The organism is Pseudomonas sp. UYIF39, assembly GCF_029963765.1.
GTDB lineage: Bacteria > Pseudomonadota > Gammaproteobacteria > Pseudomonadales > Pseudomonadaceae > Aquipseudomonas.
Genome location: NZ_JALBYU010000024.1, coordinates 54805 through 76390, shown reverse-complemented (window position 1 = coordinate 76390; position 21586 = coordinate 54805). Strand labels below are relative to the sequence as shown.

18 protein-coding genes are annotated in these 21586 nt (G+C 60.5%); 3 read left to right on the top strand and 15 right to left on the bottom strand.

Annotated features, from left to right (window positions below):
- Positions 1–268 precede the first annotated feature (268 nt).
- Positions 269–2899 carry a phosphoenolpyruvate carboxylase gene (gene ppc / locus MO767_RS25225; RefSeq protein WP_282482742.1) on the bottom strand — a complete coding sequence of 877 codons (2631 nt, stop codon included), beginning with the start codon at positions 2897–2899 and terminating at the stop codon, positions 269–271.
- 941 nt (positions 2900–3840) lie between these two features.
- Here ppc and MO767_RS25220 point away from each other — a divergent pair.
- The 3 genes from MO767_RS25220 (at position 3841) to MO767_RS25210 (ending at position 5711) form a co-directional block, all read left to right on the top strand.
- Positions 3841–4185, top strand: coding sequence for a pilin assembly protein (locus MO767_RS25220; protein WP_282482759.1), 345 nt, complete (start codon positions 3841–3843; stop codon positions 4183–4185).
- Positions 4186–4460: 275 nt separating this feature from the next.
- Positions 4461–4874, top strand: a complete 414-nt coding sequence (locus MO767_RS25215) for a DUF4398 domain-containing protein (RefSeq protein ID WP_282482741.1) — start codon at positions 4461–4463, stop codon at positions 4872–4874.
- 48 nt (positions 4875–4922) lie between these two features.
- On the top strand, positions 4923–5711 hold the full coding sequence (locus tag MO767_RS25210) for an OmpA family protein (RefSeq protein ID WP_282482740.1): 789 nt from the start codon (positions 4923–4925) through the stop codon (positions 5709–5711).
- A 207-nt stretch (positions 5712–5918) separates the two neighbouring features.
- Here the strand turns inward: MO767_RS25210 and MO767_RS25205 are convergent, their stop codons facing one another.
- From MO767_RS25205 to MO767_RS25140, 14 genes are all read right to left on the bottom strand, one after another.
- Entirely contained in the window at positions 5919–6248 is a 330-nt protein-coding gene (locus tag MO767_RS25205) for a hypothetical protein (RefSeq protein WP_282482739.1), read from the bottom strand.
- Positions 6245–7159 (bottom strand): alpha/beta hydrolase, encoded by a 915-nt coding sequence (locus MO767_RS25200; protein WP_282482738.1) that lies wholly within the window; start codon positions 7157–7159, stop codon positions 6245–6247. Before MO767_RS25200 ends, MO767_RS25205 begins: the two co-directional genes overlap by 4 nt.
- A gap of 147 nt (positions 7160–7306) precedes the next feature.
- Entirely contained in the window at positions 7307–8584 is a 1278-nt protein-coding gene (locus tag MO767_RS25195; RefSeq protein ID WP_282482737.1) for a flavohemoglobin expression-modulating QEGLA motif protein, read from the bottom strand.
- Between the two features lie 36 nt (positions 8585–8620).
- Positions 8621–9175: a hypothetical protein gene (locus tag MO767_RS25190; RefSeq protein WP_282482736.1), complete on the bottom strand. Its 555-nt coding sequence runs from the start codon at positions 9173–9175 to the stop codon at positions 8621–8623.
- A 158-nt stretch (positions 9176–9333) separates the two neighbouring features.
- Positions 9334–10050 (bottom strand): TetR family transcriptional regulator, encoded by a 717-nt coding sequence (locus MO767_RS25185; RefSeq protein WP_282482735.1) that lies wholly within the window; start codon positions 10048–10050, stop codon positions 9334–9336.
- Between the two features lie 102 nt (positions 10051–10152).
- A complete protein-coding gene (lysS, locus tag MO767_RS25180; RefSeq protein ID WP_282482734.1) occupies positions 10153–11655 on the bottom strand; it encodes a lysine--tRNA ligase in 1503 nt (500 codons plus the stop codon).
- Between the two features lie 71 nt (positions 11656–11726).
- A protein-coding gene (gene prfB / locus MO767_RS25175) for a peptide chain release factor 2 (RefSeq protein ID WP_123365773.1) occupies positions 11727–12822 on the bottom strand; the annotation gives its coding sequence in 2 pieces (ribosomal slippage) (positions 11727–12749 and positions 12751–12822; 1095 coding nt in all).
- A 298-nt stretch (positions 12823–13120) separates the two neighbouring features.
- On the bottom strand, positions 13121–14122 hold the full coding sequence (locus MO767_RS25170) for a PleD family two-component system response regulator (RefSeq protein ID WP_282482733.1): 1002 nt from the start codon (positions 14120–14122) through the stop codon (positions 13121–13123).
- Positions 14123–14169: 47 nt separating this feature from the next.
- Complete coding sequence (locus tag MO767_RS25165) at positions 14170–15180, bottom strand: chemotaxis response regulator protein-glutamate methylesterase (protein WP_282482732.1); 1011 nt, start codon at positions 15178–15180, stop codon at positions 14170–14172.
- Positions 15177–17465 carry a hybrid sensor histidine kinase/response regulator gene (locus MO767_RS25160; RefSeq protein ID WP_282482731.1) on the bottom strand — a complete coding sequence of 763 codons (2289 nt, stop codon included), beginning with the start codon at positions 17463–17465 and terminating at the stop codon, positions 15177–15179. Before MO767_RS25160 ends, MO767_RS25165 begins: the two co-directional genes overlap by 4 nt.
- Positions 17462–18145, bottom strand: coding sequence for a chemotaxis protein CheW (locus tag MO767_RS25155; RefSeq protein WP_282482730.1), 684 nt, complete (start codon positions 18143–18145; stop codon positions 17462–17464). The genes MO767_RS25160 and MO767_RS25155 overlap by 4 nt, the downstream gene beginning before the upstream one ends.
- Positions 18142–19413, bottom strand: coding sequence for a CheR family methyltransferase (locus MO767_RS25150; protein ID WP_282482729.1), 1272 nt, complete (start codon positions 19411–19413; stop codon positions 18142–18144). Before MO767_RS25150 ends, MO767_RS25155 begins: the two co-directional genes overlap by 4 nt.
- On the bottom strand, positions 19410–19946 hold the full coding sequence (locus MO767_RS25145) for a chemotaxis protein CheW (protein ID WP_282482728.1): 537 nt from the start codon (positions 19944–19946) through the stop codon (positions 19410–19412). The genes MO767_RS25150 and MO767_RS25145 overlap by 4 nt, the downstream gene beginning before the upstream one ends.
- Positions 19946–21568 carry a methyl-accepting chemotaxis protein gene (locus tag MO767_RS25140; RefSeq protein WP_282482727.1) on the bottom strand — a complete coding sequence of 541 codons (1623 nt, stop codon included), beginning with the start codon at positions 21566–21568 and terminating at the stop codon, positions 19946–19948. The genes MO767_RS25145 and MO767_RS25140 overlap by 1 nt, the downstream gene beginning before the upstream one ends.
- Between the last annotated feature and the right edge of the window lie 18 nt (positions 21569–21586).

The following is a 21586-nucleotide window of genomic DNA, read 5'->3' as shown; positions in this document are numbered from 1 at the left end:
TATATAGATAACGTCAGATTCGCCTCGTGGGGCCAATCTCAAAAAAAGGGTCGTGACCGCCCAAACGGTCAAAGGCTGATCAAGATACACAGCAGGCCCGGAGCACACAAGCCGCCGAAAGTCGGAGAAACCCGCGCTTGATGTGGCCTTTCGTCGGGGTAACCCTAGTCGCAACCCCATCACTAACTGTCGCCTGGCAGCACTTTTCAAGCCCTCGCCCACAGGCAACTCGACGCTTGCGCCGAGTGCCTTGCCCACGACGAAAACCTTAGCCGGTATTACGCAAACCGGCGGCAATCCCCGCCACAGACACCAGCAGCGCCTGTTCTACCGGGCTGCCCTGTGCCACTTCCTGTTGTCGCGAACGCGCCAACAACTCAGCCTGCAATAGATGAAGAGGGTCGAGGTAAGTGTTGCGCAAGCGGATAAATTCAAGCGTGGCTGGGCTATGTGCCAGTAGCTGCGACTGACCGGTCAGCCCCAGGACCACCGAGCACGCCTGCGACAATAGGTCGCGTAAATGCGCCCCCAAAGGGAGCAGATCCGGCTCGACCAAACGCTCATCGTAAGACCGGGCGATATCGGCATCGGCCTTGGCCAACACCATTTCCAGCATATCGATGCGCGTGCGGAAGAACGGCCACTGCTCGCGCATCTGCCCCAGCAGCTCGCCTTCGCCGCGCTCCAGCGCCTTGCTCAGCGCTGCTTCCCAGCCAAGCCACGCCGGCAACATCAGACGCGTCTGGGTCCAGCCGAAGATCCACGGGATCGCCCGCAGGCTTTCAATCCCGCCAGCGCGGCGCTTGGCCGGGCGACTGCCCAACGGCAAGCGTCCCAGTTCCTGCTCCGGGGTGGACTGGCGGAAATACTCAACGAATTGCGGATTTTCCCGCACCACGGCGCGATAAGCGCTGACACCGTCGGCGGCCAATTCGTCCATCAGATTGCGCCAGGCAGGCTCCGGTGGTGGCGGCGGTAGCAAGGTCGCTTCCAATACCGCTGCCAGGTACAGATTGAGGTTCTGCTCGGCGATGTCTGGCAGGCCGAATTTGAAACGAATCATTTCCCCCTGCTCGGTGGTACGGAAACGCCCCGCCACCGAACCCGGCGGCTGCGACAGAATCGCCGCGTGTGCCGGGCCGCCGCCGCGACCCACGGTGCCACCGCGACCGTGGAACAACAGCAGTTCCACTTGCTGCTCGCGGCAGATGTCGACCAAGCGCTCCTGCGCCCGATACTGCGCCCAGGCCGCTGCCGTCGTGCCGGCGTCCTTGGCCGAGTCGGAGTAGCCAATCATCACTTCCTGCGGCCCTTGCAGGCGCGAGCGATAACCCGGAAGTAGCAAGAGCTTTTCAATCACCGGGCCGGCGTTGTCGAGGTCAGCAAGGGTCTCGAACAGCGGCACCACGCGCATCGGACGCAACACGCCAGACTCTTTGAGCAGCAGTTGTACGGCCAGCACGTCGGAAGCGGCGCCGGCCATGGAGATAACATACGACCCAAGCGAAGCACCCGGCGCGGCAGCGATTTCCCGGCAGGTCGCCAACACTTCAGCGGTGTCGGCGGACGGCTTGAAGTACGCCGGCAGTAACGGCCGGCGGTTGTTCAGCTCACGAATCAGGAAGGCGATACGCTCTTCCTCGCTCCAGTCCTCGTAGCGGCCCAGGCCCAGGTAATCAGTGATCTCGTTCATGGCCGCGGTATGTCGCGTCGAATCCTGACGCACATCGAGCCGCACCAGGAACAACCCGAACGTCACCGCCCGGCGCAGGCAATCGAGCAGCGGACCATCAGCGATCACGCCCATGCCGCACTCATGCAGCGAGTGGAAGCACAGCTCCAGCGGATCGAGCAGTTCGCGGTTGTTTTGCAACACATCGGCGGGTGCCGGCGTGGTCTTCGTCAAGGAGGCGTGAGCCCAGCTACGCGTCGCGCGCAGGCGGTCACGCAGCTGTTTAAGCACCGCGCGGTAAGGTTCGGCGCTGTCCCCGGCCTTGGCCTTCAAGTCGTCGCTGGCCTGCTGCATCGACAACTCGGCCGCCAGGTGATCGACATCGCGCAGGTACAAGTCAGCGGCCATCCACCGCGCCAGCAGCAAGACTTCACGGGTCACGGCGGCGGTCACGTTGGGGTTGCCATCGCGGTCACCGCCCATCCACGAGGCAAAGCGAATCGGCGCTGCCTCCAGTGGCAAGTGCAGGCCAGTCGCGTCATGCAGGGCTTTATCGGCCTTGCGCAAATAGTTGGGGATCGCCTGCCACAGCGAATGCTCGATCACTGCGAAGCCCCACTTGGCTTCATCCACCGGCGTCGGGCGGGTGCGGCGGATTTCTTCGGTGTGCCAGGCTTCGGCGATCAGGCGCTGCAACTTGGTGTGAATCTGCTCGCGTTCGGCAGTGGTCAGATCGCGATGGTCCTGAGCGGCCAGTTGCGCGGCAATGGCGTCGTACTTCTGGATCAGCGTGCGGCGCGCCACTTCGGTCGGGTGCGCGGTGAGGACCAGTTCGATCTCCAGCCTCCCCAGTTGCCGGGCCAGGGATTCGGCGCCATGACCTTCAGCACTCAGGCGGGCGAGCAGTTCCGGCAGTACGCGCGCTTCGAACGGCGCAGGCTGTGACTCTTCGCGACGGTGAATCAGCTGATATTGCTCGGCGATATTGGCCAGGTTGAGAAACTGGTTGAACGCCCGCGCCACCGGCAGCAACTCTTCTTCGCTCAATTGGTTGAGGCTGGCGCTCAGTTCAGCGTCCATCGAGCCGCGACGGTCGGCCTTGGCGCCCTTGCGGATCTGCTCGATCTTGTCGAGAAAACCGTCCCCGTACTGTTCACGAATGGTGTTGCCCAACAGCTCACCCAACAGGTGAACGTCCTCGCGCAAGCGTGCATCAATATCGGTCATCAGCAGTTCTCCAGCGAAAATCCGGGTGACTTGGTGTCCATGCTCTTGCGTTAGAGAGTGCCGCTGTAAAGCGGTTCTTACAAGCGGACGACGATGGGAATGCTATTGGGGATTGGGATTGGTGGGGTACATATCCGTTTCTTCGGTAACGGCGGCGGGCGGTTTCGCTCTTACAGCGAGTCACTTGGAAAAGCCCCAAGTAACCAAGGGCTCTTGCCCCGCCATTCGGTGCCTCGCCTAGGCTCGGCATGCCCTCACTCCGGCATTGCTCCGGGGGCCCGCCGCCATCGGCCATCCATGGCCGGGGGCGGCTACCGCGGCATCCTTGCCGCGGTGCCCCCTGCGCAACGCCTGCGTTCGGCCTCTGGGAAAGGGGCAACAGATCAAAATCAAAAGCCACAGCCACAGCCACAGCAAGATCAAAAGATCGCAGCCTCGTTTCACTCGACAGCTCCTACAGGGGGAGGCGATGTACGCACGCCCCTCACCACTCAACAGGCCGAGCGTTAGCTCGCCTGCAGCTTTTGATCTTGATGCACCGCCGCCTCGAGAGGCCGAGTGGAGGTTCTGCGCAGTGGGCAACCCGGCATGGATGCCGGGTTAGCCGCCCCCGGCCATGGATGGCCGATGGCGGCGGGCCCACGGAGCAGGACCGGAGCGAGGGCATGCCGAGCCTAGGCGAGGCACCGAACGAAAGTGGCAAGAGCGCTTTGGTTACTTTCGCGCTTTTCGAAAGTGACTCGCTGAAAAAGCGAAACCGTAATCAGCCATCACCGCAGAAACGGATATACACCCAATCCCCCCAACGGCATTAGACGACGAAGGGACTTTAAACCTTGGGCGTTAAAGCTAGTCTGAAGAGTAAGCCGTACAACGGCTGTCGCCGGCCATTGCCGGACACTGACACCGCCTGCCACGAGCAGGTGCGCATTGAGGTCACTATGAAAATCCGCGAGCTTGCCCATCACTGGGAAGAAAACGCCAAGGGTCGCCTGACCGACACCGGATACTCGATTCACCTGGATGTGGAGGCCGCCGCACGGCTGGCGGCCATTATCGATATGTACCCCAAACGGCAACCCGAAGAACTGCTCGGCGAGCTGATCGGCGCCGCCCTGGAAGAGCTCGAAAAGAGCTTTCCGTATGTGAAGGGCTCGACCGTCGTGGCAACCGACGAAGAAGGTGATCCGCTGTACGAAGACGTCGGTCCGACTCCGCGTTTTCTGGCATTGTCCCGTCGTCATTTGCACGATTTGTCGGCCGTCGACGACAAACAGAAACACTGATTACCACACTTCTTTCCCCCTCCAAAAATGCGTATTCCAGGCCCCCTACAGGGCCGGGAATACTGCTGATTGCGGGAAGAATTCCCGGTTTAGAGCCTTGTCCGCCCGGTCAAAGTTTTTTCGGGCAATGAGTCATATTCTCTGAACTTTCGAAAAACGCCTTGGGTCACACCCATTAACCACGCCTGGGACGGCCGTTTCAAAACACCCCCGGAAATTGAAAGTTGCGGCTCCATGCCCAGGATGGATTTTTAAGTTTTTCAGGAGTTTTTCCAATGGAGTTGAAGACCATGAAGACCCGAACTGCCAAATCCTCGTTCCCCCCTCTGCGTAGCCTGAAACTGGCTGCACTGGCCATCGGCAGCAGCCTCGTTCTGGCCGGTTGTGCCGGTAACCCGCCAAGCGAGCAATTCGCCGTGACGGAATCGGCGGTCAACAGCGCAGTCAGTGCTGGCGGTACCGAATTCGCGGCAGTGGAAATGAAGTCCGCGCAGGACAAGCTCAAACAAGCCGAAATCGCCATGCACGACAAAAAGTATGACGAAGCCAAAGTCCTGGCCGAACAGGCCGAGTGGGACGCTCGTGTGGCTGAACGCAAAGCCCAGGCGTTGAAAGCTGAACAGGCTGTGAAGGACTCTCAGAAAGGTGTTCAAGAACTGCGTCAGGAAAGCCAGCGCACCGTTCAATAAGCGGCCGGCACGACGCACTTCTTACTCGACTAAAAGGACGAAACCACCATGCGTAAACAATTGATGATCCCTGCCCTGCTGGCCGCAAGCGTTGCACTGGCTGCCTGCTCCACGCCGCCGAACGCGAACCTGGAACAGGCCCGTAGCAACTACACCGGTCTGCAAACCAACCCGCAAGCCAGCAAAGTCGCGGCGCTGGAAACCAAAGAAGCCAGCGATTACCTGGACAAGGCCAACAAGGCGTACCAGGACAAAGAAGACCAGGCCAAGGTCGACCAACTGGCTTACCTGACCAATCAACGTGTTGAAGTGGCGAAACAGACCATCGCCCTGCGCAACGCCGAAGCCAATCTGAAAAATGCTTCCGCGCAGCGTGCCCAGGCTCGTCTGGATGCCCGCGACGCGCAGATCAAACAATTGCAGAACAGCCTGAACGCCAAGCAGACCGATCGCGGTACCTTGGTGACGTTCGGTGACGTGTTGTTCGCCACCAACAAGGCCGACCTGAAATCCAGCGGCCTGGTGAATATCAACAAACTGGCCCAGTTCCTACAGGAAAACTCGGACCGTAAAGTGATTATCGAAGGCTATACCGACAGCACGGGTGCCGAGAACTACAACCAGTCGCTGTCCGAACGGCGTGCGACTTCCGTGCAAGTGGCTCTGATCAAGATGGGTGTCGATCCAGCGCGCATAGTGGCCCAGGGTTACGGCAAGGAATACCCGGTGGCCGAGAACAGCAGCGTCTCGGGCCGTGCGATGAACCGGCGGGTGGAAGTGACCATTTCCAACGACAACCAACCGGTGATCCCGCGTTCGGCGGTCAGCTCTAACTAAGCTTCATCTGCCGAAACACAAAAGCCCCGCCTGATCTGATCAGGCGGGGCTTTTTGTTTAGCAAACACACAACCCTGTGGGAGCGAGCTTGCTCCGGGCGGCGTTCCGACGATGAGGGCATAACATTCAACATCAATGTCGGCTGTTACACCGCCATCGCGAGCAAGCTCGCTCCCACAGTGGATATTTGGTGAACACAGACCGAGATTACTGCTCGAGCTTCTGTGGGGTTTCCTCACCCACGCAGCGCACCGCTTTTTTCTTGTTGTTGACCAACACGCCGCTCAGGCCTTTCTGTTCGGTGTCGAACATCACCAGCACGCCATCGATGCATTGCGCGACTTGCGGGGCCGGCTCGAGGGAGACTTTGTAGTCTTCGCCCGGCACAGTCTTGAGCATGGTGAAGTCGCTGAGCAGCAGCGCATCTTCGGGTTTGGCGAAGTGCAGGTAACCGTAGAACCACAGGGCCCCGACGGTGCCGAGGATGCTGCAGATACCGGTGATGATCAGCGGGATGGCGTTACGTTCTTCACTCATTGCGGACTCTCTGGTGGTTCATCTTCAGAATTTTTCGGCGCCGGGTAATTCGGGACTTCACCCAGGCGGCGCAGACCGTTGAAATGCTGCGGGTCGTCGAGAAAACGCAGCATGACTTTGCGCCAGACCGGGTCGGCGAACGTCTGCACATGACCGCCACGGGTCAGTTGCAGCACCCGCGGCGGCGGCGCAGCTTTATACAGACGGATGCCGTTGGAAAGGGGCACGATTGGATCGTCGATGCTGTGGTAGATCAGTTTCGGCACGCCATTGAGCTGCGCCATGGAGTTGATCGCGCTGTCTCCATCCGGCACCAGCCACGATAGCGGGACCTGGAACGTCCAGAACACCCAAGAGTTGCTCAACGCATAGCGACCGACACTGCGGTAACTGGCGGGCACGCCGTCGAGGACGAAGGCCTTGAGTTGTTTCTGGCGTTCGGGGTGCTGAACCAGATAATGCACGGCCATCGAACCGCCAAGGCTTTGGCCCAGGAGGATCAGCGGCTTGCCCTTGACCTCCGGCGCTTGGTCGAGCCATTTGAACGCCGCGTCGATATCCTGGTAGATCTCTGGCAGCGTCGGTTCACCCTCGGACAATCCATAACCGCGATAGTCCAGCAGCAGCACTTGATACCCTTCTTTGGGTAACCACCAACTCCCCCCGAGATGCATGGGCAGGTTGCCGCCATTGCCGTGCAGATGCAGCACCGTGCCTTTGACTTCGACACCTTGTTTGGCCGGCAACCACCAGCCGTGCAGTTTCAGGCCATCGGCGGTGGTCAGGGTGACGTCGCGGTATTCGAGTTTGGCTTTTTCCGGGGTAAACAGCTGGCCAGGCTCGGGGTAGAACAGCAGCGAGCTGCAGCCGCTCAAGGTCAGGAGAAGGCAGAAGAAGCCGAGGATTCTCATCCGATGAAACCTCGCGAAAATGGAGTTGGAACACAGTACCTGTGGGAGCGAGCTTGCTCGCGATGGCGGCGTTTCAGACAACAGCAGTGTTGAATGTTAGACAGCAATCGCGAGCAAGCTCGCTCCCACATTGGGTTCGGGTGATCCTTAGAGGATGTTGGAGTAATCCGCTTCGATCCGGTCCAGGCTCAGGTGATTGAGGAAGTTGGAGAAGCACATCCACGCCGACAGCGCGTTCAGGTCACGGAACTGATCCGGCAGATACTTGGGTGGCACCACCAGCCCTTCATCCACCAACTGGCGCAAGGTCCGCATGTCTTCCAGCGTGGTCTTGCCGCAAAACAGCAGCGGTATCTGCTCAAGCTTGCCTTTACGCACGGCCAACTGAATGTAGTTGTAAACCATGATAAAGCCCTTGAGGTAGGACAAGTCTTTGGTAAATGGCAGACCTGTCGGCACCGAGCCACGGAAAACCCGACTGGCGTTGCCGTAGCTTTCCGCCATTTCAAAACCTTGTTCGCGGAAGAACTCGAAGATCTGCAAGAAGTCAGCGCCCTCTTCCACCATGTGAATGGCACGGGTTCGGTTGGTCAGTTTGCGCAGGCGACTCGGGTAGGAGGCAAAGGTGATGATTTCCATCAGGATCGCCAGGCCTTCCTGAGTCACCGTCGACGACGGCGGACCTTTGGAGAGGAAGGTGCAGATCGGCTGGTTCAGACCATTGAGCGTGGTCCCCACATGCACCAGCCCTTCGTGGACTTCCAGAGCACGCACGTCACGGTCGTTGAACATCGCGTCGGCGCGGATCTTGATGTAGTCGGCGCCAGCCGCCGCATCGGCGACGATCCCGTCGGACTCGAATACGCGAATGGTTTCCTCGGCCTCGCCGAATACCTTGTTCAAGCGGGTTTGCAGCAGGTGGACGGCTTCCTTGGCGGTGAGGATTTTCGGTTCGTCCTTCAGGTCGCCACGGCCATCGATATTGTTCAGGTAATCGGAGAGCATCAGGCCCAGGTCGGAAAGGGTCGGATCGCCGGCGTGGAACGCGTCGGAAGCGGCACCGTAAAGCTCCTGTGAAATCAGCCCGAAATCCTCGGTGCCGCGCGCTTCGAGCATGCGCACCACCATCCGGTATTCCTTGCACATGCGGCGCATGATCTGGCCAACCGGGTTGAACTGTCCGAGCTGACGGGTGATGTCGCGTTCGATGTTCTGGAATTCCAGCTTCACCTTGCTGGAGTCGAACGCCAGCGGCCGGTTCAGGTAGTAATCGCGGTCCACCGCCGGCATTTCCTTGCCCTTGGCCTTGAGGAAACCCTTGCGGATGCTGTCGTCCCACTTGACTGCATCGAGGACGCGAATCGGCGTCTGCGCCAGCACAATGCGATCGGACAAAATGCGTATCGACTGCTGGTAATCGTCCACCCGAAACTCCTGTAGAAAACCGTTTACGTGCTGGTTTTATTTGACTTTGGCCAGGCGCTGATAGCGCACGGCCTCGACGAACACATCGGAATTGGCCGGGTCGTCAAGGTAGGCGAAGACCTGGTCCAGATTGTTGTTGATCAACACACCGTCGCCGTCGTCGGTCTGGAAGCCTTCGCCGCTGAGGACTTTTTGCCTCAGGGCCTGGTTGATCTGCTCGAGGTCGAGGTTATAGACCACCAGCTCATGCTTATCGGTGAGTTCAAAACCCAAGAGCGTGAAATGCCCACCGAATTGCGCCGGCACCTTCGCCGACAGGTACCAGCGACTGCCATGACGGGTCACCGTGAAGGGATAGGCTTCGCGTTGCTTGGGCTTAGCCTTGAAGTAGCTGACCGCCTGATATTGATTGTCGCCGAGGCGTGTCAGCTCCAGATTCAGCGGTTCGCCCCAGGCGTTGGTACTGGTCCATTTGCCGAGTAACCCCTTAGGCGCGGGCTCGCTCGAGGGCAGCGGCTCCTTGAAGGTCACCAGACAGCCGCTGAGCAGCAGGAACGACAAGGCGATCACAACGCCACGCCAGGCTTTCATTCAACACTCCCTATGAACACAACGCCGACCTCAGGTGGCCACGAACCCTGTGGGAGCGAGCTTGCTCGCGATTACGGTCTAACAATCGACATTGATGTCGCCTGACACTCCGCTATCGCGAGCAAGCTCGCTCCCACAGGGTTGAGTGTCCCCAAGGATCACACCGACGCCAATACCAAATGCATGTAACGGGTCAGGATGCCGAGCATTTCGGCTTCGGCGACAGGGTCGGCGTCGTTGAGCAGGCCCTGATATTCCATCCGTCCGATAATCGCCGTCAACACTTTGGCATCCTGTTGTGGCTCGCGGGAACCCAATACCTCGAAAAAATGGCAGGTGCCTTGCAGAAGAATTTGCTGATGCGAGCGCACCAACTCCGCCAGACGCGGGTTCAACAGGGCCTCTTGACGGAACGCCTGCTCGGCCATCAAGTGTTCGCGACGGTTGTGCAATTGGCGCTGCACGTAATCGGCGGTCAGGCGTGCGATATCGTCGGCCAGCTGTGAACGGGACGCGGGGCTGCCATCGCCATAAGCGACCATCTCACGTAGCAGGCCTTCGTTGCTGGCCCACAGCTTGGCCATGAACGCCGCGCTGCGTTCCACGTATTGGGCAAAGGTATCGGTGAGCAGGTCATCGATATCCTTGAAATAGTAAGTGGTGGCCGACAGCGGCACACCAGCCTCGGCGGCCACCGCACGGTGACGCACCGCCCGCACGCCATCGCGCACGACAATGCGCATCGCCGCATCGAGAATGTCCTGTCGACGCTGCTCACTGCCCTGTCGGCTGGCCTTGCGCCCCTGGTACTGAACACTTTCAGCGACCGCAGTGGCGACGTCCGCTGCACCCTCTTGAGCAATTGCACGGTTCACGACAGGTATTCCTCTCTTACGTCAAAAGTAACCAATTGATACGTTTGTACCAGACAGGCAATAAAAAGCCGCCTGTTTTAGGCGGCTTTTTTATTGAAACACTTACGCTTGTGGCCGCATGTGCGGGAACAGGATGACGTCGCGGATCGACGGGGAGTTGGTCAACAGCATCACCAGACGGTCGATGCCGATCCCTTCACCGGCCGTTGGCGGCATGCCGTACTCCAGCGCGCGAACGAAGTCGGCGTCGTAGTGCATGGCTTCGTCGTCGCCGGCATCCTTGTCGGCCACCTGGGCCATGAAGCGTTCGGCCTGGTCTTCCGCGTCGTTCAACTCGGAGTAGGCGTTGGCAATTTCGCGGCCGCCGATGAACAGTTCAAAACGGTCGGTGACGTTCGGGTTGTCGTCGTTACGACGGGCCAGCGGCGACACTTCGAACGGGTATTGAGTGATGAAGTGCGGTTGCTCCAGCTTGTGCTCGACCAGCTCTTCGAAAATCATCACCTGCAGTTTGCCCAGACCTTCGAAGCCCAGCACCTTGGCGCCGGCCTTCTTGGCGATGGCGCGGGCCTTGTCGATGTCGGTCAGGTCGTCAGCGGTCAGCTCAGGGTTGTACTTGAGGATCGAGTCGAACACCGACAGACGCACGAACGGTTCGCCGAAGTGGAACACCTTGTCGCCGTAAGGCACGTCGGTGCTGCCCAGAACCAGCTGCGCCAATTCGCGGAACAGTTCTTCGGTCAGGTCCATGTTGTCTTCGTAGTCGGCGTAAGCCTGGTAGAACTCCAACATGGTGAATTCAGGGTTGTGACGGGTCGAAACGCCTTCGTTACGGAAGTTGCGGTTGATCTCGAACACTTTTTCAAAACCACCGACTACCAGACGCTTGAGGTACAGCTCCGGCGCGATACGCAGGAACATTTCCATGTCCAGCGCGTTGTGGTGAGTCTCGAACGGCTTGGCTGCCGCGCCACCCGGAATGGTTTGCAGCATCGGCGTTTCCACTTCCAGGAAGTCACGCTGCATCAGGAAGCTGCGGATGTGCGCAATCACTTGCGAACGCACGCGGAAGGTCTGGCGCACGTCTTCGTTGACGATCAGGTCAACGTAGCGCTGACGATAGCGCTGCTCGGTGTCGGTCAGGCCGTGGTGTTTGTCCGGCAGCGGGCGCAGCGACTTGGTCAGCAGGCGCACTTCAGTCATTTCGACGTACAGGTCGCCCTTGCCGGAACGCGCCAGGGTGCCAACGGCTGCGATGATGTCGCCCATGTCCCAGGTTTTCACCGAGGCCAGGGTTTCTTCGGACAGGGTTTTACGGTTGACGTAGACCTGAATGCGACCGGTCATGTCCTGGATCACCATGAACGAGCCACGGTTGAGCATGATGCGACCGGCAACCTTGACCGGGATCGCAGCCTCTGCCAGCTCTTCCTTGGTCTTGTCCGCGTACTGCTTCTGCAAGTCTTCGCAGTAGTTGTCGCGGCGGAAGTCGTTCGGGAAGGCATTGCCCTTGGCGCGCTCGGCAGCCAGCTTTTCCTTGCGCAGGGCGATCAGGGAGTTTTCTTCCTGTTGCAGGGCTTGCGGGTCGAGTTCTAGGTCGCTCATGTCTTTAAAAATTCCATCACAGGTTCGTTGCCCCCACCGGTGGCAGGGGACTTGAGGTCTTGACTGGTGGTTTACAGGCCTTGTTTCAGGCTGGCCACCAGGTATTCGTCGATGTCGCCGTCGAGCACCTTGTCACAGTCGCTGCGTTCGATGTTAGTGCGCAAATCCTTGATTCGCGACGCATCGAGCACATAAGAGCGGATCTGGTGACCCCAGCCGATGTCGGACTTGGTGTCTTCCAGGGCCTGGGAGGCGGCGTTGCGTTTCTGCACTTCCTGCTCGTACAAGCGCGCCCGCAACATTTTCATCGCGGTGTCTTTGTTGGCGTGCTGGGAGCGTTCGTTCTGGCAGCTGACCACGGTGTTGGTCGGTACGTGCGTAATACGGACGGCCGAGTCGGTGGTGTTTACGTGCTGACCACCGGCACCGGAGGAGCGATAGGTGTCGATGCGCAGGTCCGACGGGTTGATGTCGATTTCGATGTTGTCATCGATTTCCGGCGACACGAACACGGCAGAGAAAGAGGTGTGGCGACGGTTGCCGGAGTCGAACGGGCTCTTGCGCACCAGACGGTGCACGCCGATTTCGGTACGCAACCAGCCAAAGGCGTATTCGCCCTTGATGTGCACGGTCGCGCCCTTGATCCCGGCGACTTCGCCGGCCGACAGCTCCATGATGGTCGCGTCGAAACCGCGTTTGTCAGCCCAGCGCAGGTACATGCGCAGCAGGATGTTGGCCCAGTCCTGGGCCTCGGTACCGCCGGAGCCGGCCTGGATGTCCAGGTAGGCGTTGTTGGCGTCCATCTCACCGCTGAACATGCGACGGAATTCGAGTTTCTCCAGGGACTCGCGCAGACGTTCGACTTCGGCAGCAACGTCATCGACGGCGGCCTGGTCTTCTTCTTCGGCGGACATCAGCAGCAGGTCTTTGGCGTCGGCCAGGCCTGTGTGCATTTCGTCGAGGGTTTCGACGATCTGAGCCAGCAGGGACCGCTCGCGGCCCAGCTCCTGAGCGTACGACGGGTTGTTCCAGACAGACGGATCTTCAAGCTCGCGATTGACTTCAGTCAGACGCTCATGCTTTTGATCGTAGTCAAAGATACCCCCGAATAGTTTCGGAGCGCTCGGACAGGTCCTTGATGCTGTTAAGGATCGGGTTGATTTCCATGGCGGGCAGCACTCGTTGGCGAACTTTTGAAAGCCGGCGAGTATAACGTAATCAGGCTGTCACGGCAGCCCGCCTGGCGGCTTTAGGGGCGAATGGTTTTTTACTGAATGCCGGAAGGGACAACGCTTGTAGCAGCTGCCGAGCTGCGCGAGGCTGCGTTCGGCGGCGTAGCCGTCGCAAAATCAGGCAACGCGTTCTTTCGGGTAAACCGCGTACAGACGATTTGCGAGGACTTCGTCCTCGAACGCAGCCTCGCGCAGCTCGGCAGCTGCTACAGGAAGTTGTATTTCGTAGCGAATTACTCAATCCCCACCTGATTACGCCCATTGTTCTTCGCCAGATACAGCCCCTTGTCCGCCGCCGAGATCAATTGTCGGCAATCGCTCCCCGGTTGCGGGGTCATGGTCGACAGGCCGATGCTGATGGTCAGGCTCGAACCTTCGGTCGGGGAGACGTGCGGGATCTTCAGCGCCGCCACGGTCTGGCGCAGTTTTTCCGCGACCAGTCGCGCGCCGCCCGGCGAAGTATTGGGCAGCACCAGAACGAACTCTTCGCCGCCGTAACGGGCCGGCAGGTCCGAAGGTCGCGAGCTGGCATCACGGATCGCCGTCGCCACTTTGCGCAGGGCCTCATCGCCTTCAAGGTGGCCGAAGCTGTCGTTGTAGGACTTGAAGTAGTCAACATCGATCATCAGCAACGACAGTTGACTCTGGTCACGCAGCGAACGGCGCCACTCAAGCTCCAGGTACTCGTCGAAATGCCGGCGGTTCGACAGCCCGGTCAGACCGTCGGAGTTCATCAAGCGTTGCAGCACCAGGTTGGTGTCGAGCAACTGCTGCTGGCTGACCCGCAACGCGCGGTAAGCGGCGTCACGCTGCAGCAACGTCATGTAGGAGCGCGAGTGATAGCGGATGCGCGCCACCAGCTCGATGTTGTCCGGCAACTTGACCAGGTAATCATTGGCCCCGGCCGCAAACGCCGCGCTCTTGATCAGCGGGTCTTCCTTGGTCGACAGGACAATGATCGGGATGTCCTTGGTCGCCGGATGGTTGCGGTACTCGCGCACCAGGCTCAAGCCGTCAAGACCGGGCATCACCAGATCCTGGAGGATCACCGTCGGTTTGATGCGGATCGCCTGGGCGATGGCCTGGTGCGGGTCAGCGCAGAAGTGGAAGTCGATGTTATCTTCGTTCGACAACCCGCGGCGCACCGCCTCGCCGATCATTGCCTGATCGTCCACCAACAACACCATGGCGGCGTTTTCGTTGGTTTTGAAGTCGTCGAGCTGTAAATCATTCATGGGCAGTCACCTGAGTACTACTTGGGCCAGATTGCTGTGAAAAGTCGTCATTTGGGGAAAATCTCCAGCAATCGTGGCGCTATCTTTTCCAGTGGGCGAATCTCCACCGCGGCGTCGATGGCCGCTGCCGCCTTCGGCATTCCGTATACCGCACTGCTGTTCTGATCCTGAGCGATGGTCAGGTAGCCCTGTTGGCGCATGAGTTTAAGCCCCTGTGCGCCATCGCGTCCCATGCCGGTGAGCAAAACACCTACGGCATCGCCGTTCCAGTAATTGGCCACGCTCTCGAAGAACACATCGATCGAGGGCCGGTAGATCTCGTTGATCGGTTCGGCGGTGTAGGCCAGCGTACCGTTTTTCAACAAGCGAATATGGTGGTTGGTGCCCGCCAGCAGCACCGCGCCGGCCTGCGGAGGCTCACCTTCCTGGGCCAGGCGCACGTTCAGGCCGCTGGCGCTGCTAAGCCATTCGGCCATGCCGGCGGCGAACACCTGGTCAACATGCTGCACCAGTACGATGGCGGGCGAAAAATCTACCGGCAACCCCTTGAGCAATACTTCCAGCGCGGCCGGCCCACCTGCCGATGAGCCAATGGCGATCAGGCGCTGGCGCGAAGCCGAACTGCGCAGCGGGCTCGGGGCGGTTCGCTCCCGATTGCCCCGGTCACCGATCAGCCAACCGACGTTCATGATCTTGCGCAGTAACGGGGCCGCGGCCTCTTGGGCATTGCCGGCACCGATGGCCGGCGTATCGACTACATCCAGCGCGCCGTGGCCCATGGCCTCGAACACCCGATGCACGTTCTGCTGACGGTCGACCGTGACGATAACGATCGCGCACGGCGTATCGGCCATGATCCGCCGGGTCGCCTCCACGCCATCCATCACCGGCATGATCAGGTCCATCAGGATCAGATCAGGCGTTTTTTCAGCGCAACGCTGCACCGCCTCGGCCCCATTACTGGCGACCCAGACCACCTCGTGCGCCGGATCGAAGGCCAGGGCGCGGCGCAGGGCCTCCACCGCCATGGGCATGTCGTTGACGATCGCTATTTTCATGCACGTGCTCCTCCAATGAGCTCAACCACCGCGTCAAGCAGGGCGTCGTCATGAAAACTGGCTTTGGCTAGATAATAGTCAGCTCCAGCGTCCAGTCCACGACGACGGTCCTCTTCACGATCCTTGTAAGACACCACCATAACCGGAAGGGATTGCAGGCGATTGTCCCGACGCAATAAAGACACCAGTTCGATGCCATCCATGCGGGGCATATCGATGTCAGTGATCAGCAGATCGAAATCCTCCGATCGCAAGGCGTTCCAGCCGTCCATTCCGTCCACCGCCACCGCCACGTCGTAGCCGCGATTGAGTAACAACTTGCGTTGCAGCTCACGCACGGTCAGCGAATCGTCGACCACCAGAATCCGTTTTCGAGCTGCTTCAACCGCCTGGCTGCCTTGACGGGCAATGCGCTCAAGACGCCCGGTATTGAGCAGTTTGTCCACCGAACGCAGCATGTCTTCGACGTCGACGATCAGCACCACCGAACCATCGTCGAGCAAGGCCCCGGCGGAAATGTCCTGCACCTTGCCCAGACGCTCGTCCAGCGGCAAAACGACCAACGTCCGCTCGCCGATAAAACGCTCGACCGCCACGCCGTAAATCGCCTCACGCTCGCGAATCACCACCACTTTGAGGGTTTGCTGACTGTTCTGGCTCGCCGGACGCTGCAACAGCTGACTGGCCGCGACCAGCCCGACATGCCGGCCTTCGTGCCAGAAATGCTGACGGCCTTCGACCTGGACAATGTCCGCCGGCTCCAGGTCGCACATCCGTTCGATGTGGGCCAGCGGAAAGGCATACGCCTCGTCACCGACTTCCACCACCAGACTGCGCACCACCGACAGGGTCAGCGGCACTTCAAGATGGAAGCGACTGCCCTCGCCCGCCACCTGCTCCAGCACGACCGCGCCACGCACCTGGCGGACCATGTGCTGAACCACATCCAGCCCGACACCGCGCCCGGAGACTTCGGTGACCGCGTCGCGCAGGCTGAACCCCGGAAGAAACAGGAAGGTCAGCAGCTCTTCTTGACTCAATTGCGCGGCGGTTTCGGCCGGGGACAATTGGCGCTCGATGATGCTGCGGCGAACCTTTTCCAGATCGACGCCATTGCCGTCATCGCTCAGCTCCAGCACCAGCAAACCGGCCTGATGGGAAGCGCGCAAACGGATCAGGCCTTCAGCGGGTTTACCCGCCAATAGCCGTTGCTCCGGGGATTCGATGCCGTGATCCACGGCATTGCGCAGCAGGTGAGTCAGCGGCGCTTCAAGTTTCTCCAGCACGTCGCGGTCGACCTGGGTTTTCTCGCCCTCGATCTCCAGCCGCACCTGCTTGCCGAGGCTGCGACCGAGGTCACGGACCATGCGCTCTTGCCCGGCCAACACATCGGCAAACGGCCGCATGCGGCAGGCCAGCGCGGTGTCGTACAACACTTGCGCCCGTTGACTGGCCTGCCAGGCGAACTCATCCAGTTCGGCGTTCTTTTCCACCAGCAATTGCTGAGACTCAGCCAGTAGCCGACGAGCGACTTCGAGGGCTTCCTGTGCTTCCAGACTCAAGGCATGTTCCTTGAGGTGGACGTTGAGGTTTTCCAGGGCCCGCAGGCCGTTGTTCTGCATACGCTTGAGGCGTTGCATGGTGGCCAAGTGCGGTTTGAGCCGCAGGGTTTCCACCAGGGACTTGCTCGACAGGTCAAGCAGGCTGTTCAGGCGTTCGGCCGTGACTCGCAGTACCCGCTCGCCGTTTTCGGTGGTGCGTTTGGCCTTGCGCGGCAGCTCTGCGGGTTGCAGTTCGGCGACCGGGATGGGCGTCTCGACCTTGGGCGTCGGTGGTTCGAGCTGAAGTTCCGCCATCACTGGGGCCACAGGCGCAGTGACCGGCGCGGGCGCCGCCATCGGATCAAGCAACAGCGCCATCAACACCACATAGGCCTCGATTTCCGCCAGTTCAGGGTTGTTGCCCGGCGTCGCAATGCGCATCAGCAAATCGGTGCCTTGCAGCAAGGCATCGATGTGCTCGGGCCGCAGGTGCAGGCGCCCTTCCTGGGCACTGACCAGGCAATCTTCCATCACATGCGCGACGCTGACCCCGGCATCGACGCCGACAATCCGCGCCGCGCCCTTGAGCGAGTGCGCCGCGCGCATGCACGATTCAAGGTGATCGGCCTGGGTCGGGTCGCGCTCCAGCGCTAGAAGACCTGCGCTCAGCACCAGCGTCTGGGCCTCGGCTTCCAGACTGAACAGTTCCAGCAAAGAGGCGTCGCGCATTTGCTCGGGGGTCATGTAAGGCTCCGGGTCACGGCGGACAGCAGCTGTTCTTCATCCAGCCACCGCAGGCTGCGACCTTGGAATTGCAACACGCCACAGGTGTATTTGGCGCTGGCCTGCGTGCCGGAGCGGGACGCCGCCTCGAGGATGCTTTCGTCGATGGCGTGAATCCCGTCCACCTCATCCACCGGTACCACCACCGGTCCGCCGTGGGCGGCGATGATCAGCATTCGCGGCATGACCCGCGCGCCGGACGCCACGCTGCTGGCGCCGTCGAGCCCCAGCAATTCCACCAGCGACAGGCACGCCACCAACGCGCCGCGCACATTCGCCACGCCGAGCAAGGCCCGGGAGCGCTGATGCGGCAAGGAATGTATGGCTTGTAGCGGCGCCACTTCCACCAGGCTGCGGGTGGCCAGGCCCAGCCATTCTTCGCCGAGACGGAACATCAACAGCGAACGGGTTTTCACCTCGCTCTCGACTGCCGTGGAGACTTGCCCGCGGTCTTCCTGCTGCAACGCGTAGCGGTCAAGCAATCGCGTTGCAGCGGCCGAATACACCGCGCAATTGCGGCAGTGAATGTGATCGCTCAGCAGCGGGCAGGACTTATCGCCGTGGATACCGATGCGGTTCCAGCAGTCGTCGATGGCCTGGGCATCTTCATGGGTGAGGCTAAAGGTGTCGACGGCGTTCATCGTTTGCGCTCACTGTCAGCGGCGCGCTCGCTGCGGGCGGCGCGGTCCTGCAATCGTCTGGCTCCCGCCGTGTCGCCCAAGGATTGCAGCAACGCCGCCAGGTGCATCAACGCGTCGGGATGTTGCGGGTCGAGGTACAACGCCTTGCGATAAAAACCCTGAGCCTCAAGGACTCTACCGGCGACATCGCTGAGCAAACCCAGCCAGTAGAAGACCTGGGCCACTGGCTCGTGACTGCGCAAATAGCTATCGCATGCGGCGCGGGCCTCGGCACTTTTGCCTTCGTTGGCCAGCGCGGCGATGTTCGCCAGCAGCGCGGCGGTGTCCGGGTTGGCGACTTTCGTCACGACAGGTAGCGGCGCTACCGTTGCGAAGGGCCGACTGAGAACGGGCGGCGGTGTCACGCTGCGCACCGGTTGGCGCACGGGCAGAGGCGTCGGTATGAACGTCGGGAAATGCTCCGGCTCAGGTGCGCTTTGACGACTGAACGCAAAGGACTGCGGGATGCCGATCGAACGCATGCCAAAACGGCCGAGCATACTGCCCTCGGCGGGGCCGATAAACAGCACGCCATCCACATGGGTCAAACGCTTGAGCACTTCGAACACTTGCTGCTGGGTCGGCTGATCGAAATAGATCAGCAGGTTACGGCAAAACACAAAGTCATAAGGCGGCTCGTTGGCCAGCAACGCCGGAGCCAGCAGATTGCCGACCTGCAAACGCACTTGTTCGAGCACTCGCCCGCTGAGGCGATAGCCCTCGCCTTCGGCGGTGAAATGCCGGTCGCGAAAGGCGATGTCCTGACCCCGAAACGAATTCTTGCCGTACAGCGCGTGCCGGGCTGTTTCCACCGACAACGGACTGACGTCCATGCCTTCGACCTTGAACTGGTGCGGCTGTAACCCGGCATCGAGCAACGCCATGGCGATGGAATACGGTTCTTCACCGGTGGAACACGGCAGGCTGAGAATTCTCAGCGCACGCATATTGTTGATGTCGCTCAGGCGTTGGGTGGCCAGTTTCGCCAACGTGGCGAAGGATTCCGGGTAACGGAAAAACCAGGTCTCGGGGACAATCACCGCTTCGATCAGCGCCTGCTGCTCGTCCTGCGAACCCTGCAAGGTGTGCCAGTACTCATCGGCCGTCAGCGCGTTGGATGCCGTGCTGCGCTGGCGCACCGCACGCTCGATGATCGCCGGGCCCACCGAGGTCACGTCGAGACCGATGCGCTCTTTGAGGAAATCGAAAAACCGCTGATCGCTGCTCATGGCCGCTCCTCAAGCAGCGCCAGGTTCAGAGGCTGCGACGGAAACAGCAGCGCACGAACCTGATCATCGAGCAAGTCGGCAACCCGCACCCATTGCAGCAAACCCTGGGCATCTTCTCGTACCGGCCCGAGGTACGGCGCCTGACGATTGTCCAGGCCATAGGGCTGAAAATCCGCCGGGTTGCAGCGCAAGGTATCGGTGGCCTGTTCCAGAATCAGTCCGAGCAATTGCGCCTCAGCGGTTTCATCCGGACGGTAATTGACCAGCACCAGGCGCGTGCTGGTGCGGGCCTGGGCCGGTTGGCCGAACGTCAGCGCACTGAGATCGATCACCGGCACCACCGCGCCGCGGTAGGCGAATACCCCGGCGACCCAGTCCGGCGCGCGGGGAATCGGTTTCAACGGCAGACGCGGCAGCACTTCCGCCACCTCGATAGCCTGCAAGGCATAACGCTCGTTGCCGATGCGGAACACCAGAAACAATGATTGCAGCGCCGGCTTCACGGCGATGCGTTTGGCCGTGGGTTCGCTCATCAGACTTTGAATCGCGAAACGCCGCTGCGCAGCCCTACGGCCACCTGGCTCAGCTCATCGATGGCGAAACTGGCCTGGCGCAGGGACTCGACGGTCTGGCTGCTGGCATCGCCCAACTGCACCAGCGCGTGGTTGATCTGCTCCGCGCCCGTGGCCTGGGCCTGCATGCCTTCGTTGACCATCAACACCCGCGGCGCCAATGCCTGAACCTGATGGATGATCTGCGACAACTGCTCGCCGATTTGCTGCACTTCGGACATCCCACGGCGCACTTCTTCAGAGAACTTGTCCATGCCCATCACCCCGGCCGACACCGCCGACTGGATCTCGCGCACCATCTGCTCGATGTCGTACGTGGCGACGGCAGTCTGGTCCGCCAGACGCCGCACTTCGGTGGCGACCACGGCAAAACCGCGGCCGTATTCACCGGCCTTTTCGGCCTCAATCGCCGCGTTGAGCGACAGGAGATTGGTCTGGTCGGCGACTTTGACGATGGTCACCACCACTTGGTTGATGTTGCCGGCCTTCTCATTGAGGATCGCCAGTTTGGCGTTGACCAGTTCGGCCGCGCCCATCACCGAGTGCATGGTCTCTTCCATCCGCGCCAGGCCTTGCTGCCCGGAACCGGCGAGCACCGAGGCCTGATCGGCGGCGGTGGACACTTCAATCATCGTGCGCACCAGATCCCGCGAAGTGGCCGCAATCTCACGGGACGTCGCGCCGATTTCGGTGGTGGTGGCGGCGGTTTCGGTGGCGGTCGCTTGCTGTTGCTTGGAGGTGGCCGCGATCTCGGTCACCGAAGTGGTGACCTGCACCGAGGAACGCTGGGCCTGGGACACCAGGGACGTCAGCTCGGCCATCATGTCGTTGAAGCCGGTTTCCACGGCGCCGAATTCGTCCTTGCGCGCCAGATTCAAGCGGTTGCTGAGATCACCGGTACGCATGACTTCGAGAATTCCGACGATACGGTTCATCGGCGCCATGATTGCGCGCATCAACAAAAGACCACACAACCCAGCACTAATGACCGCGACCAGCAACGAAATGGCCATGATCAGCTTCGCCGCTGCTACCGATGAAATGATCGAGTCAGTGGCCGCCTCAGTCGCTTCCCTGTTGAATTCAATGAGCTCGTCCAGCTGTTTGCGGCCGACGGCCCATGCCGGGGTCAGCTCTTCGGTGAATATGCGACGGGCCTGTGCGAAGTCCTTATTCTGGTAGGCATCGAGTACCGCTTCGAGCAGCTTGTCATATTGACCGTGCAGCTTTTCAAACTCCTCGAATCTTACCTGATCATCTTTCTCGAAGATGGTACTCCGGTAGCTGGCCATCGAGCGTTGCAGCCTTTCCTCAATACCCTTGTACAGATCCTTGTCAGCCTGGGTCAGGCCTCGACCGCCCCCCAGCCCGATCAGCTGCTGGGTCAGCACGTAATCATCGACCCAGGCACCGCGAATCAGGGAGCTGTAGTGAATCCCGGGAACACTGTCCGAGCGCAGAACGTTCTCACTGGACTCAATCGACAGTAAACGGGAATACGACACGACGACCATCAGCAACATGATGGCGATAATCACCGCAAAGCTCGCCAAGATGCGTTGGCGCAACGTCCAGTTCTTCACAGTCAGTCCTCGGGGGGC

What these genes read in the sequence shown, in the direction of transcription:
- ppc (WP_282482742.1), bottom strand. Translation starts at nt 2,899, where the DNA reads ATGACCGATATTGATGCACGCTTGCGCGAGGACGTTCACCTGTTGGGT.
- MO767_RS25220 (WP_282482759.1), top strand. Translation starts at nt 3,841, where the DNA reads ATGAAAATCCGCGAGCTTGCCCATCACTGGGAAGAAAACGCCAAGGGT.
- MO767_RS25215 (WP_282482741.1), top strand. Translation starts at nt 4,461, where the DNA reads ATGGAGTTGAAGACCATGAAGACCCGAACTGCCAAATCCTCGTTCCCC.
- MO767_RS25210 (WP_282482740.1), top strand. Translation starts at nt 4,923, where the DNA reads ATGCGTAAACAATTGATGATCCCTGCCCTGCTGGCCGCAAGCGTTGCA.
- MO767_RS25205 (WP_282482739.1), bottom strand. Translation starts at nt 6,248, where the DNA reads ATGAGTGAAGAACGTAACGCCATCCCGCTGATCATCACCGGTATCTGC.
- MO767_RS25200 (WP_282482738.1), bottom strand. Translation starts at nt 7,159, where the DNA reads ATGAGAATCCTCGGCTTCTTCTGCCTTCTCCTGACCTTGAGCGGCTGC.
- MO767_RS25190 (WP_282482736.1), bottom strand. Translation starts at nt 9,175, where the DNA reads ATGAAAGCCTGGCGTGGCGTTGTGATCGCCTTGTCGTTCCTGCTGCTC.
- lysS (WP_282482734.1), bottom strand. Translation starts at nt 11,655, where the DNA reads ATGAGCGACCTAGAACTCGACCCGCAAGCCCTGCAACAGGAAGAAAAC.
- MO767_RS25170 (WP_282482733.1), bottom strand. Translation starts at nt 14,122, where the DNA reads ATGAATGATTTACAGCTCGACGACTTCAAAACCAACGAAAACGCCGCC.
- MO767_RS25165 (WP_282482732.1), bottom strand. Translation starts at nt 15,180, where the DNA reads ATGAAAATAGCGATCGTCAACGACATGCCCATGGCGGTGGAGGCCCTG.
- MO767_RS25160 (WP_282482731.1), bottom strand. Translation starts at nt 17,465, where the DNA reads ATGACCCCCGAGCAAATGCGCGACGCCTCTTTGCTGGAACTGTTCAGT.
- MO767_RS25155 (WP_282482730.1), bottom strand. Translation starts at nt 18,145, where the DNA reads ATGAACGCCGTCGACACCTTTAGCCTCACCCATGAAGATGCCCAGGCC.
- MO767_RS25150 (WP_282482729.1), bottom strand. Translation starts at nt 19,413, where the DNA reads ATGAGCAGCGATCAGCGGTTTTTCGATTTCCTCAAAGAGCGCATCGGT.
- MO767_RS25145 (WP_282482728.1), bottom strand. Translation starts at nt 19,946, where the DNA reads ATGAGCGAACCCACGGCCAAACGCATCGCCGTGAAGCCGGCGCTGCAA.